A 16,070-nucleotide genomic window follows, 5' to 3' on the forward strand; every position below is an offset into this window, starting at 1 on the left:
GATTTAAAGAGCGGGAGTATACCCGATTCGTTGCTGCGCACGCCCCCTGGAGCCTTATGCCACGCTGCTTTTGGTGTACCGAAGATCCGTTGTACATGGCTTATCACGATCAGGAGTGGGGCACGCCGCTGCGCGATGCGCAGGGTTTGTTCGAGTTGCTTTTGCTCGAAGGGTTCCAGGCCGGGCTGTCGTGGATCACTGTGTTGCGCAAACGTGAGCGCTATCGCGAGGTGCTGTTCGGCTTTGACGTGCAGCGCGTGGCGCAGATGAGTGACGCCGAAATCGACGAGCTCATGCTCGACCCGGGCATCATCCGCAATCGCCTGAAACTCAACGCCGCCCGGCGCAATGCCCAGGCGTGGCTGGCGCTGGAGGATCCGGTGGCGTTGCTCTGGTCATTCGTGGGCGACCAACCGATCATCAATCATTTCAAGGATCGCAGCGAAGTCCCGGCGATCACCCCCGAAGCGCTGGCAATGAGCAAAGCGCTGAAAAAAGCCGGATTCACCTTCGTCGGTCCGACCATTTGCTACGCGCTGATGCAGGCCTCGGGCATGGTCATGGACCACACCCAGGATTGCGACCGCTACGCGCAGCTCGCCAACGCCGGTTAGAATGCCCGCCTCGCGCACAGCACAAAGATCAGGAGTGACCTGTGGAAAAGTTTAAAGGCGCCTTGCTGGTAGGCGCTCTGCGGCTGTTTGCCCTGCTGCCATGGCGGGCCGTGCAGGCCGTGGGTTCGGCGATCGGCTGGATCATGTGGAAAACCCCCAACCGTTCCCGCGACGTGGTGCGGATCAACCTCGCCAAGTGTTTTCCCCAGATGGATGCGGCCGAACGTGAGCGTCTGGTCGGGCAAAGTCTGAAAGACATCGGCAAGTCGCTGACCGAAAGCGCCTGCGCGTGGATCTGGCCGGCGCAGCGCTCGATCGATCTGGTCCGTGAAGTCGAAGGCCTCGATGTGTTGAAAGACGCGCTGGCCTCGGGCAAAGGCGTGGTCGGCATCACCAGCCACCTCGGCAACTGGGAAGTGCTCAACCACTTCTATTGCAGCCAGTGCAAACCGATCATTTTCTACCGTCCGCCGAAGCTCAAGGCAGTGGATGAATTGCTGCGCAAACAGCGCGTGCAACTGGGCAACAAGGTCGCGGCGTCGACCAAGGAAGGTATTCTCAGCGTCATCAAGGAAGTGCGTAAGGGTGGTGCCGTGGGCATCCCCGCCGACCCGGAACCGGCCGAATCCGCAGGGATTTTCGTGCCGTTCTTCGCCACTCAGGCACTGACCAGTAAATTCGTGCCGAACATGCTGGCCGGCGGCAAAGCGGTCGGTGTGTTCCTGCATGCCCTGCGCCTGCCTGACGGCTCGGGCTACAAAGTCATTCTCGAAGCCGCGCCAGAAGCCATGTACAGCACCGATACCGCCGAGTCCTGCGCGGCCATGAGCAAAGTGGTCGAGCGTTACGTTGCGGCGTATCCGAGCCAGTACATGTGGAGCATGAAACGCTTCAAGAAGCGTCCGCCGGGCGAGGCGCGCTGGTACTGAGCAACTTCGCTTGGATGACGGTCAGTGCAGAAGGCCTCGCCTTGCGCTATCGGTAGCTCAAGGCGCCTGCCGCTCGAGCTTCTTCAGGAACACCGTCATCTCCTTCTCGGCCTGTTTGTCACCATGGGCGCGGGCCGCTTCCAGGCCCTGTTCCCAGGCCTGGCGCGCAGCGGCGTGATCGCCTAGCGCCAGCTGCGCCTTGCCCAGCAGCTTCCACGCTGCCGAGTATTTCGGATCGAAAGCGACACAACGCTGAAAATGCTCGGCAGCCTTGGCGTTGTCACCCAAGTCCAGATAACCCTTGCCCAGACCGAAGCGCAGCAGAGCGTTATCCACACCCTTGGCGAGCATTTTTTCCAGGGATTCGAGCATTTTATTCAACCTCGTTTGAGTGATCGTTCCCACGCTCCGCGTGGGAATGCCTCAATGGACGCTCTGCGTCCGCTTATGGGACGCGGAGCGTCCCGGGCTGCATTCCCACGCGGAGCGTGGGAACGATCAACCTCAGAAAAAGCTCAACCCCACATGAAACAGCTTCTCCACATCGCGAATGTGCTTTTTGTCCACAAGGAACAGAATCACGTGGTCGCCCGCTTCGATCACCGTGTCGTCGTGGGCGATGATCACTTTCTCGTTGCGGATCACCGCGCCGATGGTGGTGCCCGGTGGCAGGCCGATCTTCTCGATCGGCTTGCCGATGACCTTGCTCGATTTCGCATCACCGTGGGCAATCGCCTCGATCGCTTCCGCCGCGCCGCGGCGCAGTGAGTGCACGCTGACGATATCGCCGCGGCGCACATGGGCGAGCAAGGTGCCGATGGTTGCCAGTTGCGGGCTGATGGCGATGTCGATGTCGCCGCCCTGGATCAGGTCGACGTAGGCCGGGTTGTTGATGATCGTCATGACCTTCTTCGCCCCCAGCCGTTTGGCCAGCAGCGACGACATGATGTTGGCTTCGTCATCGTTGGTCAGGGCGAGGAAGATATCGGCGTCGGCGATGTTCTCTTCCAGCAGCAGATCGCGGTCCGAGGCACTGCCCTGCAACACCACGGTGCTGTCGAGGGTATCGGAGAGGTAGCGGCAACGCGCCGGGCTCATCTCGATGATCTTCACCTGATAGCGGCTTTCGATGGCCTCGGCGAGGCGCTCGCCGATCTGTCCGCCACCGGCGATGACGATGCGTTTGTAGGTTTCGTCGAGGCGGCGCATTTCGCTCATCACCGCGCGAATGTCCTCGCGGGCGGCGATGAAAAACACCTCGTCATCGGCTTCGATCACTGTGTCGCCCTGGGGCAGGATCGGCCGGTCACGGCGGAAGATCGCCGCCACGCGGGTTTCGACGTTCGGCATGTGCTCACGCAACTGGCGCAGTTGCTGGCCCACCAGCGGCCCGCCGTAATAGGCGCGCACCGCCACCAGTTGCGCCGCGCCTTCGGCGAAGTCGATCACCTGCAAGGCGCCGGGGTGCTGGATCAGGCGCTTGATGTAATTGGTCACGACCTGCTCGGGGCTAATCAGCACGTCGACCGGAATCGCTTCGTTCTGGAACAGTTGTTCCTCGCGATTGAGGTACGACGCTTCGCGCACCCGGGCGATTTTGGTCGGCGTGTGGAACAGCGTGTGCGCGACTTGGCAGGCGACCATGTTGGTCTCGTCGCTGTTGGTCACCGCGACCAGCATGTCGGCGTCGTCGGCACCGGCCTGGCGCAGCACCGACGGCAGTGAGCCCCGGCCCTGCACGGTGCGGATGTCGAGGCGGTCGCCGAGGTCGCGCAGGCGCTCGCCATCGGTATCGACCACAGTGATGTCGTTGGCCTCGCTGGCCAGATGTTCGGCCAGCGAACCGCCGACCTGTCCCGCACCGAGGATGATGATTTTCATCCAGTCACTCCATGAATCCGTTTAGCCGCGCGCGGCGGCGATCTTGATCAGCTTGGCGTAGTAGAAGCCGTCATGCCCGCCCTGCTGGGCCAGCAACTGGCGACCATGGGGCTGCTTGATGCCGGCCGCGGTGGCCAGATCCAGTTCCCGCGCGCCGGGGGTGCGCTCGAGGAACGCGGCGATGACTTCGGTGTTCTCGGTCGGCAGCGTCGAGCACGTGGCGTAGAGCAGGATGCCGCCGACTTCGAGGGTTTTCCACATGGCGTCGAGCAGTTCGCCTTGCAGTTGTGCGAGCGCGACGATGTCGTCGGGCTGGCGGGTCAGCTTGATGTCCGGATGGCGGCGGATCACCCCGGTGGCCGAGCATGGCGCATCGAGGAGGATGCGCTGGAACGGTTTGCCGTCCCACCATTTGTCGATATCGCGACCGTCGGCGGCGATCAGTTCAGCGTCGAGGCCGAGGCGCTCGAGGTTTTCCTTCACCCGCACCAGACGCTTGGCCTCCAGATCCACCGCCACCACCGCGGCCAAGGCCGGTTCGGCTTCAAGGATGTGGCATGTCTTGCCGCCAGGGGCGCAGCAGGCGTCGAGCACCCGCTGGCCCGGCGCCAGATCGAGCAAGTCGGCGGCCAGTTGCGCGGCTTCGTCCTGCACGCTGATCCAGCCTTCGGCGAACCCCGGCAGACTGCGCACGTCGGCAGCCGCTTCGAGGATGATGCCGTCGCGGCTGTAAACGCACGGTGTCGCGGCGATCCCGGCTTCGCCCAGCAACGCAAGATAAGCATCGCGGCTGTGATGACGGCGGTTGACCCGCAGGATCATTGGCGGATGCGCGTTGTTCGCTGCGCAGATGGCTTCCCACTGTTGCGGCCAGAAGGCCTTTAGGGATTTTTGCAGCCAGCGCGGGTGGGCCGTGCGCACCACCGGGTCGCGCTCCAGTTCGGCGAAGATCGTCTCGCTTTCGCGCTGGGCATTGCGCAGCACGGCGTTGAGCAGACCTTTGGCCCAGGGCTTTTTCAGCTTGTCGGCACAACCGACGGTTTCGCCGATCGCGGCATGGGCCGGTACGCGGGTGCAGAGCAGTTGATACAGACCAACCAGCAGCAACGCCTCGACATCAGCGTCGGCGGCTTTGAAAGGTTTCTGCAGGAGTTTTTCCGCCAGTGCCGACAGGCGTGGCTGCCAGCGTGCGGTGCCGAAGGCCAGGTCCTGAGTGAAACCGCGATCGCGATCCTCGACCTTGTCCAGTTGCGTCGGCAGGGAGCTGTTCAGCGAAGCCTTGCCGCTGAGTACGGCAGCGAGAGCCTTGGCGGCGGCCAGACGCGGATTCATTGCGCTTCCACCGCAGCGCCGAGCACGCTGCCGACGGCGAATTTCTCGCGGCGGCTGTTGAACAGGTCGCTGAAGTTCAGCGCCTTGCCGCCGGGCAATTGCAGGCGGGTCAGACACAGCGCTTGTGCACCGCAGGCGACAATCAGGCCGTCCTTGCTGGCGCTGAGGATTTCACCCGGAGCGCCATTGCCGTCGGCCACGGTCGCGGCCAGCACTTTCAACGCTTCGCCATTGAGCGTGCTGTGGGTGATGGGCCATGGATTGAAGGCGCGCACCAGACGTTCCAGCTCCACCGCCGGACGGCTCCAGTCGATGCGTGCTTCGTCTTTGTTGAGTTTGTGCGCGTAGGTTGCGAGCTCGTCGTTCTGCACCTCACCTTGCAGGGTGCCGGCAGCCAGACCGGCAATCGCCTGCACCACAGCTGGCGGCCCCATCTCGGCGAGGCGATCATGCAGGGTGCCGCCAGTGTCATCGGCGCTGATCGGGGTGACGACCTTGAGCAGCATCGGCCCGGTGTCGAGACCGGCTTCCATGCGCATCACTGTTACACCGCTTTCGGCGTCGCCGTGTTCGACCGCGCGCTGGATCGGCGCCGCACCGCGCCAGCGTGGCAGCAGCGATGCATGGCTGTTGATGCAGCCCAGACGCGGAATATCCAGCACCGCTTGCGGCAGGATCAAACCGTAGGCGACCACCACCATCAAATCCGGCTTCAGCGCGGCCAGCTCCGCCTGAGCGTCGGCATTGCGCAAGGTCGGCGGCTGCAACACCTGGATATTATTTTCCAGGGCCAGTTGTTTGACCGGGCTTGGCATGAGTTTTTGCCCACGGCCGGCCGGCCGATCCGGCTGGGTGTAGACCGCGACGATCTCGTACGGGCTGCTCAGCAGGGCCTTGAGGTGTTCGGCGGCGAATTCCGGGGTGCCGGCAAAAACAATGCGCAGTGGCTCAGTCATGAAAGGCGTCTCATAAAAAGAAAAAGGCTTGCCGCAGCAAGCCTTTGAAGAGGGGCATCAAGCGTTCTGGCGGTGCAGCTTTTCCAGCTTCTTCTTGATCCGGTCGCGTTTGAGCGTGGACAGGTAATCGACGAACAATTTGCCGTTGAGGTGGTCGCATTCGTGCTGGATGCACACCGCGAGCAGGCCTTCGGCGATCAGCTCATAGGGTTTGCCGTCGCGGTCCAGCGCCTTGATCCTGACCTTCTGCGGGCGGTCGACGTTTTCGTAGAAGCCCGGTACCGAGAGGCAGCCTTCCTGGTACTGGTCCATCTCGTCGGTCAGCGGTTCGAACTCGGGGTTGATGAACACCCGTGGCTCGGTACGGTCTTCGGACAGGTCCATCACGACGATACGTTTGTGCACGTTGACCTGGGTCGCGGCGAGGCCGATGCCCGGCGCTTCATACATTGTTTCAAACATGTCGTCGACCAACTGACGCACTTCGTCGTCCACTACAGCCACTGGTTTGGCGATAGTGCGCAGACGCGGGTCCGGAAATTCGAGGATGTTTAAAATGGCCATAGGCTTCGATTGCTGCACACGTTGAGTAAAGTCGGGTCGATGGCCTGGCGGGTCCGAAGATGCAGGCTACCGTTGTGAAGCGTAGCTTCTGAAAAACAGAAGCGAGCCACGGGGGCTCTGACGATTCACGCGAATGCACATGATAAAGGGATTCACTGCATGAGGAAAACACTACTCGCCCTGCTGCTTCTGGCTTCGGCTGGCGCGTCGCAAGGGCAAGTGCAACTCAGGGATGGTTTTCCACAGCAATACACGGTGGTTTCCGGAGACACGCTCTGGGACATTTCCGGCAAATACCTGCGCGAGCCCTGGCAGTGGCCACAACTGTGGCGGGCCAATCCGCAGATCGAAAACCCCAACCTGATCTATCCCGGCGACACACTGACCCTCAGCTACGTCAACGGCCAGCCGCAACTGACCGTCCATCGTGGCGAGTCGCGCGGCACCATCAAACTCTCGCCACGGATTCGCACCAGCCCGGTGGCTGAGGCGATTCCGAGCATTCCGCTGAAATCGATCAACAGCTTTCTGCTGAGCAACCGTATCGTCGACAAGGCCGAAGACTTCGACAAGGCCCCGTACATCGTCGCCGGCGATGCCGAACGGGTGCTCAGCGGTACAGGCGATCGCATCTTCGCCCGTGGCCATTTCGATCCGGAGCAGCCGGTGTACGGCATCTTCCGCCAGGGCAAGGTCTACACCGATCCGCAGACCAAGGAATTCCTCGGCATCAACGCCGACGATATCGGCGGCGGCGAGGTTGTTGCCACCGAAGGCGACGTCGCCACCCTCGCCCTGCAACGCACCACCCAGGAAGTGCGCCTCGGTGACCGCTTGTTCGGCGGTGAAGAACGTTCGATCAATTCGACTTTCATGCCCAGCGCGCCGAAGCGTTCCATCGACGGGCTGATCATTGACGTGCCACGCGGCGTTACGCAGATCGGCGTGATGGACGTGGTTACCCTGAACAAAGGCAAACGTGACGGTCTGGCCGAAGGCAATGTTCTGGCGGTGATGAAAACCGGCGAAACCGTGCGCGACCGGATCACCGGCCAGCCGCTGAAAATTCCCGATGAACGCGCCGGCCTGCTGATGGTGTTCCGCACCTACGACAAACTCAGTTACGGCCTGGTCCTCAATGCTTCACGCTCGCTGGCGGTGCTCGACAAGGTGCGAAATCCGTAAGCGTGCTTAACAAGTTACCAACAGAGTTATCCACAGCTTGTTCCGAATGGTTCGGAGCATAGAACGATCAAGGATGATCCATTCATGTTGTCTGTCAGTACGGCCATTTCCCCGGCGGAACTGGAAGCGCGTCTGCGCCTGCACCGCATGCCGGATATCGGCCCCAAGCGTTTTGCCAAATTGCTCGAAGCCTTCGGCTCGGCGTCGAAAGCCCTCAGCGCGCCGGCCAGTGCCTGGCGCTCACTGGGGTTGCCGGCGGCCTGCGCCGAAGCACGGCGTTGTCCAGCGGTGCGCGACGGCGCCAGCCACGCAATGCGCTGGCTAGAGCGTCCCGATCAACATTTGCTGATGTGGGATCAAGCGGATTACCCAGCGTTGCTGGCGCAAATTGCCGATCCGCCGCCGCTGTTATTCGTCGCGGGCGATCCGTCGATTCTGGAAAAACCGCAACTGGCGATGGTCGGCAGCCGCCGCGCTTCGCGCCCGGGCATGGATACAGCGGCGGCGTTTTCCGCAGTCTGGCCGGGGCCGGTTTTGTCATCAACAGTGGTCTGGCGCTGGGCATCGATGCCGTTGCCCATCAGGCAGCACTCGACGTTGGTGGCTTGACCGTGGGTGTGCTTGGGACGGGCCTGGAAAATTTTTATCCACAACGCAATAAACGCCTGGCCGAGGCGATGATTGGCTCGGGCAGCGCGGTGCTTTCCGAGTTTCCGTTGGACGCCGGGCCGAGCCCGAGCAACTTCCCCCGGCGCAACCGCATTATCAGCGGGTTGTCCCTTGGCGTGCTGGTGGTCGAGGCCAGCGTTGCCAGCGGTTCGTTGATCACCGCGCGGCTGGCAGCCGAACAGGGCCGCGAGGTTTATGCCATTCCGGGCTCGATCCATCACCCCGGCGCGCGCGGTTGTCACCAATTGATTCGCGACGGGGCGGTGCTGGTGGAGACTATCGAACACATCCTCGAAGCCCTGCGCGGCTGGCAGCAGCCGTTGTTATCCACAGCGGCGGTGCAGGCCGATCACCCGTTGCTGGCGCTGCTGCACGCGGCGCCGCACACCAGCGAGGCCTTGGCCGCGAGTTGTGGCTGGGCGTTGCCGAAAGTGCTGGCAACGTTGACCGAGCTGGAAATCGAAGGCCGTGCGGTATGCGAAAACGGTCGCTGGCTGGCGCGGTCGAGCTAGGTTTTACGAGGAAGATCGGTAAACTGCGCGAAACCTGTTTGTGGGAGAGTTTTTTCATGGTCAACAGTTGGCGTGTGCAACAAGCCGCGCGTGAAGTTCGCGCCGGCGCGGTGATTGCCTATCCAACCGAAGCCGTCTGGGGGCTGGGTTGCGACCCGTGGAATGAAGACGCGGTGGACCGCTTGCTGGCGATCAAGAATCGCTCGGTGAGCAAAGGGCTGATCCTGGTCGCCGACAACATCCGCCAGTTCGATTTCCTCTTCGAGGACTTCCCCCAGGACTGGATCGACCGCATGGCCAGTACCTGGCCGGGGCCGAACACCTGGCTGGTGCCGCACCAGAACCTGTTGCCGGAATGGGTCACAGGCGTGCATGACACCGTGGCGCTGCGGGTCAGCGATCACCCCCAGGTGCGCGACCTGTGCTCGCTGGTCGGGCCATTGATTTCCACATCGGCCAACCCCCAGGGGCGACCGCCGGCGCGCACGCGTTTGCGCATCGAGCAGTATTTCCGTGGTCAGGTCGATCTGGTGCTGGGCGGCAGCCTTGGCGGGCGCAAGAATCCCAGCGTGATCCGCGACCTGGCCACCGGTAACGTCGTTCGTCCTGACTGACGCCATTCTTTTTATTTTTTTGCGGACTCCTCGGCGTCGACGAGGAGTTCTGCGCATGCCCGCACTTTATTCCTGCATTCGTTCAAAACTTATCCGTTGCCATTGTTCTTTCATGCGTCAGACGAATCTTTGAGTCTGAAATATCTGTAAGTTTTCCCACGTGATTCTCAGAACGCGTGCAGTGGCGAGATTTCCAAAAGCATCCATTCTTTCAATGTGCTTGAAGCAACTTCGAAATATTAATGGCTGCGGAGAAGTAATGGATATTACCGATTTACACCTCAAGGATTATCTGCAGGGCTTTCAGGAGACACTCAAGAATCAACAGGCCGACTATCGTGTGGCCATTGTCGAGGCAGGATCGGATGCCGGGGAATTTGAACGCTTCATCAATCGACAGTTTCGCCTGCGATTGCAGCATTACATGCTCACCTCCAGAGCCCGGGCGCTGGAAACTCGACTGGCGATCACCTCACGCAGCACGCACTTCTTGTTGTATCAGCGTGATCAGCTTATTGCGGTGCTGCGGGCAACTCCGGCGCCCTTCGAATGGGCTTCACTGGCGCAGCATCATGTGTCTCCCACTGTGGCATTGGCGCGCCACGTCGAGTTCAGCCGTCTGATCACCCATTCCCAGCAGCACCGGCCGGTGTCGGTCAATGGTCTGCTTGCCACCGCTGCGGAATGGGCGATTGATCGCGGATATCAGGGAGTCACGGCCTTGTGCAGATCGCCACAGCGGCAAATGTATCAGCGCTTCGGCCTGACACCGATCGCTTCGCAGGCAATGCATATCGAGCAGCGTGCCCGGGGCGATTATTGGCTGTTGTCTGCCGAGTGGCGACAAATCCTGATGGCCCTGGATCAGCCTGTGAACATGAACGCGCATCAGCCGGAGTATCGTGATGTTTTTAACCGTCAGTATTGATCCGCCAGTGATTGAAGAGTGGGCTGAGAAATGGCTCGTATATGAATCGAAGAAGTTGCGCAGGAAGTTCGCCGGTCGTAGACCAGCGGCGAAGAAACTTCACCGTAAGATGTACTTGATATAGCCGCAAGATACTCGGCGAACTCATGGAAGAGTTCACCGAGTATCAACTTGAAGCGTTATGGCAGCAGAATCGTGGAACCGGTCGTGCGCCGTGCCGACAGTTCGGTTTGTGCTTTCGCCGCATCCGCCAGTGCATGGCGCTGGCTGATGTCGACCTTCAGTTTGCCACTGATGATCATCTCGAACAGCTCGTCGGCCATGCGCTGCAGGTTCTCGGCGTTGTTGGCGTAGGTCGCCAGCGTAGGCCGGGTGACGTACAACGAGCCCTTCGCGGCAAGAATGCCCAGATTGACGCCGTCGACTGCGCCCGAAGCATTGCCGAAACTCACGACCAGGCCACGTGGTGCGACGCTGTCCAGGGATGTGAGCCAAGTGTCCTTGCCGACGCCGTCATACACCACCGGGACTTTCTTGCCGTCAGTCAGCGCCAGCACGCGCTCGGCAACGTTTTCATGGCTGTAGTCGATGGTCGCCCAGGCGCCGTTGGCTTTGGCCAGCTCGGCTTTCTCCTTCGAGCTGACGGTGCCGATCAGCTTCACGCCCAGCGCTTTGGCCCATTGGCAGGCCAGCGAGCCGACGCCACCAGCTGCGGCGTGGAACAGAATGGTTTCGCCGCCCTGCACTTGGTACGTCTGGCGCAGCAGGTATTGCACGGTCAGGCCCTTGAGCATGACGCCGGCGGCAGTTTCGAAACTGATTTCATCGGGCAGGTGAACGAGATTGTCCTGCGGCAGCACATGCAGCTGGCTGTAGGCGCCGAGCGGGCCGCTGCCGTATGCCACGCGATCGCCGACCTTGAACCGGGTGACGTCGCTGCCCACCGCTTCGACCGTGCCGGCGCCTTCCGATCCCAGGCCGGACGGCAACGCGGGCGGCGCATAGAGGCCGCTGCGGTAATAGGTGTCGATGAAGTTCAGGCCGATTGCCTGGTTGGCCACGCGCACCTGATTCGGCCCGGGGGCAGCGGGTTCGTAGTCAACATATTCGAGCACTTCGGGACCGCCGTGGGCGCGGAACTGGATACGCTTTGCCATCTGCCTGCTCTCCTTGGGTCGTTGCTAAGCCCTCTATCCAACTCCCCTGCTTGATCTTCGTCAACTGCGGCGCGCCGGTCTGCGATGGTATGCTACGCGCCCATTTGCGCCGCCCGCCTGCCGGGGCGCCGCCCGATTCAAGGTGAAGCCATGACGACCCGCACCGACGCCGTAAAGGCCTATCTGCTCGATCTGCAAGACCGCATCTGCGCTGCACTGGAAACCGAAGACGGCGGCAAATGCTTCGTCGAAGACGCCTGGACCCGGCCGGCGGGCGGTGGCGGGCGCACCCGCGTGCTGGAAAACGGCACGTTGATTGAAAAGGGCGGGGTCAACTTTTCCCACGTGTTCGGCAGCGGTCTGCCGCCGTCGGCCAGTGCCCATCGGCCGGAACTGGCCGGGCGTGGTTTCGAGGCGCTCGGCGTGTCGCTGGTGATTCACCCGCACAACCCGCATGTGCCGACCTCCCACGCCAACGTGCGTTTTTTCATTGCTGAAAAAGAAGGCGAAGAACCGGTCTGGTGGTTCGGCGGCGGTTTCGACCTGACCCCGTACTACGGCGTTGAAGAAGACTGCATTCATTGGCACCGCGTCGCCGAGCAAGCCTGTGCGCCGTTCGGTGCGGACGTCTATCCGCGTTACAAAGCCTGGTGCGACACCTATTTCCATATCAAGCATCGTCATGAGCCACGTGGCATTGGCGGTCTGTTCTTCGACGATCTGAACGAGTGGGATTTCGACACCAGTTTCGCCTTCATGCGCACCATCGGCGATGCCTACATCGAGGCCTACCTGCCGATCGTGCAGCGGCGCAAGAATGACGCGTTCACCGCTCAGCAGCGCGAATTCCAGGAATTCCGTCGTGGCCGCTACGTCGAATTCAATCTGGTTTACGACCGTGGCACGCTGTTCGGCTTGCAGTCGGGTGGCCGTACCGAATCGATTCTGATGTCGCTGCCGCCGCAAGTGCGCTGGGGTTATGACTGGAAGGCCGAGCCGGGCAGCGCAGAAGCGCGTCTGACCGAGTATTTCCTGCAGGATCGTGACTGGCTGGCCGAGGCCTGAGGACGGGTGATGGATCGTTACGTTGTTTTTGGTAACCCGATCGGCCACAGCAAGTCGCCGATGATTCACCAGTTGTTCGCCGAACAGACCGGCCAACGCCTCGATTACAGCACGCTGCTGGCGCCGCTGGATGATTTTCCCGGCTGCGCCACGGCGTTCTTTCGCGAAGGCCGCGGCGCCAATGTGACGGTGCCGTTCAAGGAAGACGCTTACCGTCTGGCCAACAGCCTGACCGCCCGCGCGCAGCGGGCCGGTGCGGTGAACACCTTGAGCAAACTGGACGACGGTTCGCTGCTCGGCGACAACACCGATGGCGCCGGCCTGGTCCGTGATCTGACGGTCAATGCCGGCTTCAGCCTGACCGGCAAGCGCATCCTTTTGCTCGGCGCCGGCGGCGCGGTGCGCGGTGCGCTGGAGCCGTTGCTGGCAGAGAAACCGGCCTCGGTGATCATCGCCAATCGCACGGTGAACAAGGCTGAGCTGCTGGCGGAATTGTTCGGCGATCTGGGGCCGGTGTCGGCCAGTGGTTTCGACTGGCTGCGCGAGCCGGTGGACGTGATCATCAACGCCACTTCCGCGAGCCTGACCGGCGACGTTCCGCCGATCGCGCCAAGTCTGATCGAGCCGGGCCAGACCCTGTGCTACGACATGATGTACGGCAAGGAGCCGACCGCGTTCTGTCGCTGGGCCACTGAGCACGGCGCGGCGCTGGCGATGGATGGTCTGGGCATGCTTGCCGAACAGGCGGCCGAGGCATTCTGGCTGTGGCGCGGCGTACGCCCGGATACCGCGCCGGTACTCGCCGAGCTGCGCCGCCAACTGGCCCTTTAACTTTTGCTCCCACATTGAAATGCGATCAATGTGGGAGCGAGCCTGCTCGCGAATCGCATCACCACCAATGTCAGCTCAATCCTCAAACCTGATCGGGCACTTCTCCGCCCCCTCCAGCTTCCTCAGTTCCTCCACCACTGGCGGCCGCGCCCGGCGCAAGGTCAGGCTGCGACCCTGGCCCAGCAGCCGTCGCGCTTCCTGATGCAGCATCTCTACCCCTGAATAATCGATGAAGTTGATCTGCTGTGCCTCGATTACCACCCGCGCGCCATGCAGGCGTTGCAGGCGCACCTGCAGGTAATGGCTGGCGCCGAAAAAGATCGAACCGCCCACCCGCAGCACATCGTCGTCACCGTCGCGCCAATGCTGCACCCGTGGTTGCGAGGTGCGCTTGAGGTAAAAGAACAACGACGCCAGCACCCCGGCGTAAATCGCCGTCTGCAATTCCAGCAGCAAGGTCGCGAGACAGGTCAGGGCCATCACCACGAACTCGGCACGGCTGACTCGCAGCAAAGCGCGAATGCCCCGGTGATCGACCAGACCCCAGGCAATCAACAGGATGCTGCCGGCCATGGCGGGGATCGGAATATGCGCGATCAGCCCCGCGCCGAACACCGCGAACAGCGCCACCCATATCGCCGAAAACACTCCGGCCAGTGGCGAGCAGGCACCCGCCTCGTAACTCAGACCTGAGCGGGTAAACGATCCGGCGGACAGCGACCCGGAAAAGAACGCACCGACAATGTTCGACAGACCCTGTGCGCGGACTTCCTGATTGGCGTCGAGCAACTGTTGCGAGCGCGCCGATATCGAACGGGCGATCGACAGACTGGTGACCAGCCCGAGCATGCCCACCGCCACGGCGCTTGGCAGCAGGCGCAGGATCACCTCCAGATCCAGCGGCAAGGCGCTCAGCGGCGGCAGGCGTCCGACGAAAGCGCTGACCAGATGCACATGACCGAACATTCCTGGCCAGATCCACACCAGCAGACTGGCCAGCACCAGCGTGAGCAACAGCGTCGGCCAGCGCGGCAGGAGTTTTTTCAGGGCCACGCCGACGATTACCGTGGCGACGCCGAGTATCAGCGAAGGCTTATCCACAGCCCCCAGATGTCGCAGCAGATCCATCAGGCTGGCGAGCGCTGTGGTGTTGGCCGGCAAATCCAGCCCGAGCAGATTGGGCAATTGCCCAATGGCGATCACCACGGCGGCACCGAGGGTGAAGCCGAGCACTACCGAATGCGAAACGAAATTCACCAGCGCGCCGAAGCGCAGCAAACCGAGCAGCCACTGGAAAATCCCCGCAAGGAACGTCAGCAGCAGGATCAGGGTGATGTAGTCCTCGGACGCAGGCACGGCGAGCGGGCTGACGCTGGCGTACAGCACAATCGAAATCGCTGCCGTCGGGCCGCAGATCAAATGCCATGAGGAACCCCACAGGCACGCGATCAATACCGGGATGATCGCCGCATACAGCCCGTATTCCGGTGGCAGCCCGGCAATCAGCGCGTAGGCAATCGACTGGGGTAAGGCGAGAATCGCACCGCTGAGGCCGACGATCAGGTCCCGCCCGACGCTGGCGCGGGTTTGCCGTGGCAACCAGCTCAGGAAAGGAAAAAGTGAATGGCGGCTGGGGAAGGCCATGGGTCCTCGCGGTTGGGGTTTTGTTCAAGGTTATCAGGGTGTCAGGTGTAAAAGCCCTCACCCTAGCCCTCTCCCTGAGGGAGAGGGGACTGACCGAGCTGTTTGTTGAAGATTCACCGACCTGCGATTTCGGCGTTGAACGCAAGTCTTGATTCAACAGCGATCGGCTCCCTTTCCCCCTCGCCCCCTTGGGGGAGAGGGCTGGGGTGAGGGGGCAAAAATCTCCAGCCGAACGCTATTCCAGCAACCCTGAGATCAAAGCTTGGCCTTCACCTCCGCCAGCGCATCCTTGCCATCCAGCGTCTTCACGCCGTCGAGCCACGTGTCCAGCACCGCCGGATTGGCTTTGATCCACGCCTTCGCCGCTTCGGCATTGCTGACCTTCTTGTTCACCACCTCGGCCATGATGCTGTTCTCCATGTCCTGAGTGAACGACAGATTGGTCAGCAACTTGCCCACATTCGGGCAGGCCTCGGCGTAGCCCTTACGGGTCAGGGTGAAAACGTTGCCAGTGTCGCCGAAGTATTTTTCGCCGCCCTTGAGGTAACGCATTTTCAGCTGCACGTTCATCGGGTGCGGGGTCCAGCCGAGGAAGGTGACGAATTTCTGTTTCTTCACCGCCCGCGACACTTCGGCGAGCATCGCCTGTTCGCTGGACTCGATCAGCTTCCACTGGCCCATGTTGAAGTCGTTCTTCTTGATGATTTCCTGCAGCGAAATGTTCGCCGGCGCGCCTGATCCGATGCCGTAGATTTTCTTGTCGAACTTGTCGGCGAATTTGTTCAGGTCGGCAAAATCATGCACACCCGCCTCCCAGACATAGTCGGGGACGGCGAGGGTGAATTCGGTGCCTTCGAGGTTTTTCGCCAATTGCGTCACATCACCGGTGGCGACGAACTTGTCATAGAAGCCCTGCTGCGCCGGCATCCAGTTGCCGAGGAACACGTCCACCTGGCCATCCTTCAAGCCGCCAAAGGTGATCGGCACCGCGAGGGTGTCGACTTTGGCCTTGTAGCCCATGCCGTCGAGCAGAAATCCGGTGATGGCATTGGTCGCGGCGATGTCGCTCCAGCCCGGATCGGCCATCTTCACGGTTTCGCAACTTTGCTCGGCGAAGGCCGAGGTGCTGCTCAATGCGATCAGGCCAACGGTGACAGCTGTGGATAACTTGCGCATGGACTTCCCCTTA

At 61.7% G+C, this 16,070-nt stretch carries 15 protein-coding genes and 1 pseudogene; 8 read left to right on the forward strand and 8 right to left on the reverse strand.

Features of this window, described 5'->3' with window-relative positions; all coding sequences use genetic code 11:
- The first annotated feature begins 56 nt into the window (after window positions 1–56).
- Window positions 57–614: a DNA-3-methyladenine glycosylase I gene (locus V8J63_RS02610; RefSeq protein ID WP_024014954.1), complete on the forward strand. Its 558-nt coding sequence runs from the start codon at window positions 57–59 to the stop codon at window positions 612–614.
- A 41-nt stretch (window positions 615–655) separates the two neighbouring features.
- The gene (locus V8J63_RS02615; protein ID WP_024014955.1) at window positions 656–1,543 is read left to right on the forward strand and encodes a lysophospholipid acyltransferase; all 888 of its coding nucleotides are present in this window, start codon (window positions 656–658) and stop codon (window positions 1,541–1,543) included.
- 57 nt (window positions 1,544–1,600) lie between these two features.
- Here the strand turns inward: V8J63_RS02615 and V8J63_RS02620 are convergent, their stop codons facing one another.
- From V8J63_RS02620 to def, 5 genes are all read right to left on the reverse strand, one after another.
- Window positions 1,601–1,915 (reverse strand): tetratricopeptide repeat protein, encoded by a 315-nt coding sequence (locus V8J63_RS02620; protein ID WP_122698783.1) that lies wholly within the window; start codon window positions 1,913–1,915, stop codon window positions 1,601–1,603.
- Between the two features lie 132 nt (window positions 1,916–2,047).
- Window positions 2,048–3,424 (reverse strand): Trk system potassium transporter TrkA, encoded by a 1,377-nt coding sequence (trkA, locus tag V8J63_RS02625; RefSeq protein WP_016772381.1) that lies wholly within the window; start codon window positions 3,422–3,424, stop codon window positions 2,048–2,050.
- 21 nt (window positions 3,425–3,445) lie between these two features.
- Window positions 3,446–4,756 (reverse strand): 16S rRNA (cytosine(967)-C(5))-methyltransferase RsmB, encoded by a 1,311-nt coding sequence (rsmB, locus tag V8J63_RS02630; protein ID WP_336463534.1) that lies wholly within the window; start codon window positions 4,754–4,756, stop codon window positions 3,446–3,448.
- Complete coding sequence (fmt, locus tag V8J63_RS02635) at window positions 4,753–5,712, reverse strand: methionyl-tRNA formyltransferase (RefSeq protein ID WP_336463535.1); 960 nt, start codon at window positions 5,710–5,712, stop codon at window positions 4,753–4,755. Before fmt ends, rsmB begins: the two co-directional genes overlap by 4 nt.
- Before the next feature lie 57 nt (window positions 5,713–5,769).
- Entirely contained in the window at window positions 5,770–6,276 is a 507-nt protein-coding gene (gene def / locus V8J63_RS02640; RefSeq protein WP_186531296.1) for a peptide deformylase, read from the reverse strand.
- 159 nt (window positions 6,277–6,435) lie between these two features.
- Between def and V8J63_RS02645 the strand changes: the two genes are divergently transcribed.
- From V8J63_RS02645 to V8J63_RS02660, 4 genes and pseudogenes are all read left to right on the forward strand, one after another.
- Window positions 6,436–7,461 (forward strand): LysM peptidoglycan-binding domain-containing protein, encoded by a 1,026-nt coding sequence (locus tag V8J63_RS02645; protein WP_130888791.1) that lies wholly within the window; start codon window positions 6,436–6,438, stop codon window positions 7,459–7,461.
- 84 nt (window positions 7,462–7,545) lie between these two features.
- Window positions 7,546–8,642, forward strand: a pseudogene (dprA, locus tag V8J63_RS02650) (DNA-processing protein DprA).
- Window positions 8,643–8,698: 56 nt separating this feature from the next.
- The gene (locus V8J63_RS02655) at window positions 8,699–9,256 is read left to right on the forward strand and encodes an L-threonylcarbamoyladenylate synthase (RefSeq protein WP_039757175.1); all 558 of its coding nucleotides are present in this window, start codon (window positions 8,699–8,701) and stop codon (window positions 9,254–9,256) included.
- A gap of 259 nt (window positions 9,257–9,515) precedes the next feature.
- Window positions 9,516–10,184 carry a hypothetical protein gene (locus tag V8J63_RS02660; RefSeq protein WP_125927328.1) on the forward strand — a complete coding sequence of 223 codons (669 nt, stop codon included), beginning with the start codon at window positions 9,516–9,518 and terminating at the stop codon, window positions 10,182–10,184.
- 179 nt (window positions 10,185–10,363) lie between these two features.
- Here V8J63_RS02660 and V8J63_RS02665 read toward each other — a convergent pair whose 3' ends face one another.
- A complete protein-coding gene (locus tag V8J63_RS02665; protein WP_125927327.1) occupies window positions 10,364–11,341 on the reverse strand; it encodes a quinone oxidoreductase family protein in 978 nt (325 codons plus the stop codon).
- A gap of 150 nt (window positions 11,342–11,491) precedes the next feature.
- Between V8J63_RS02665 and hemF the strand changes: the two genes are divergently transcribed.
- A complete protein-coding gene (gene hemF / locus V8J63_RS02670; protein WP_125927326.1) occupies window positions 11,492–12,406 on the forward strand; it encodes an oxygen-dependent coproporphyrinogen oxidase in 915 nt (304 codons plus the stop codon).
- A gap of 9 nt (window positions 12,407–12,415) precedes the next feature.
- Window positions 12,416–13,237, forward strand: coding sequence for a shikimate dehydrogenase (gene aroE / locus V8J63_RS02675; protein ID WP_130888793.1), 822 nt, complete (start codon window positions 12,416–12,418; stop codon window positions 13,235–13,237).
- A gap of 75 nt (window positions 13,238–13,312) precedes the next feature.
- Here the strand turns inward: aroE and V8J63_RS02680 are convergent, their stop codons facing one another.
- Together V8J63_RS02680 and choX are read right to left on the reverse strand one after the other, a co-directional pair.
- Window positions 13,313–14,881, reverse strand: coding sequence for a SulP family inorganic anion transporter (locus tag V8J63_RS02680; RefSeq protein WP_130888794.1), 1,569 nt, complete (start codon window positions 14,879–14,881; stop codon window positions 13,313–13,315).
- 255 nt (window positions 14,882–15,136) lie between these two features.
- Window positions 15,137–16,057: a choline ABC transporter substrate-binding protein gene (choX, locus tag V8J63_RS02685; RefSeq protein ID WP_130903175.1), complete on the reverse strand. Its 921-nt coding sequence runs from the start codon at window positions 16,055–16,057 to the stop codon at window positions 15,137–15,139.
- Between the last annotated feature and the right edge of the window lie 13 nt (window positions 16,058–16,070).

Origin of the sequence: Pseudomonas sp. CCNWLW23 (assembly GCF_037095675.1) — a bacterium.
GTDB classification, from domain to species: Bacteria; Pseudomonadota; Gammaproteobacteria; order Pseudomonadales; family Pseudomonadaceae; genus Aquipseudomonas; species Aquipseudomonas atacamensis.

Excerpts from the sequence above, each read along its gene's own strand:
- trkA (WP_016772381.1), bottom strand. The coding sequence starts at position 3,424 with ATGAAAATCATCATCCTCGGTGCGGGACAGGTCGGCGGTTCGCTGGCC.
- choX (WP_130903175.1), bottom strand. The coding sequence starts at position 16,057 with ATGCGCAAGTTATCCACAGCTGTCACCGTTGGCCTGATCGCATTGAGC.
- fmt (WP_336463535.1), bottom strand. The coding sequence starts at position 5,712 with ATGACTGAGCCACTGCGCATTGTTTTTGCCGGCACCCCGGAATTCGCC.
- V8J63_RS02620 (WP_122698783.1), bottom strand. The coding sequence starts at position 1,915 with ATGCTCGAATCCCTGGAAAAAATGCTCGCCAAGGGTGTGGATAACGCT.
- V8J63_RS02680 (WP_130888794.1), bottom strand. The coding sequence starts at position 14,881 with ATGGCCTTCCCCAGCCGCCATTCACTTTTTCCTTTCCTGAGCTGGTTG.
- V8J63_RS02665 (WP_125927327.1), bottom strand. The coding sequence starts at position 11,341 with ATGGCAAAGCGTATCCAGTTCCGCGCCCACGGCGGTCCCGAAGTGCTC.
- V8J63_RS02660 (WP_125927328.1), top strand. The coding sequence starts at position 9,516 with ATGGATATTACCGATTTACACCTCAAGGATTATCTGCAGGGCTTTCAG.
- aroE (WP_130888793.1), top strand. The coding sequence starts at position 12,416 with ATGGATCGTTACGTTGTTTTTGGTAACCCGATCGGCCACAGCAAGTCG.
- def (WP_186531296.1), bottom strand. The coding sequence starts at position 6,276 with ATGGCCATTTTAAACATCCTCGAATTTCCGGACCCGCGTCTGCGCACT.
- hemF (WP_125927326.1), top strand. The coding sequence starts at position 11,492 with ATGACGACCCGCACCGACGCCGTAAAGGCCTATCTGCTCGATCTGCAA.
- V8J63_RS02655 (WP_039757175.1), top strand. The coding sequence starts at position 8,699 with ATGGTCAACAGTTGGCGTGTGCAACAAGCCGCGCGTGAAGTTCGCGCC.
- V8J63_RS02645 (WP_130888791.1), top strand. The coding sequence starts at position 6,436 with ATGAGGAAAACACTACTCGCCCTGCTGCTTCTGGCTTCGGCTGGCGCG.
- rsmB (WP_336463534.1), bottom strand. The coding sequence starts at position 4,756 with ATGAATCCGCGTCTGGCCGCCGCCAAGGCTCTCGCTGCCGTACTCAGC.
- V8J63_RS02610 (WP_024014954.1), top strand. The coding sequence starts at position 57 with ATGCCACGCTGCTTTTGGTGTACCGAAGATCCGTTGTACATGGCTTAT.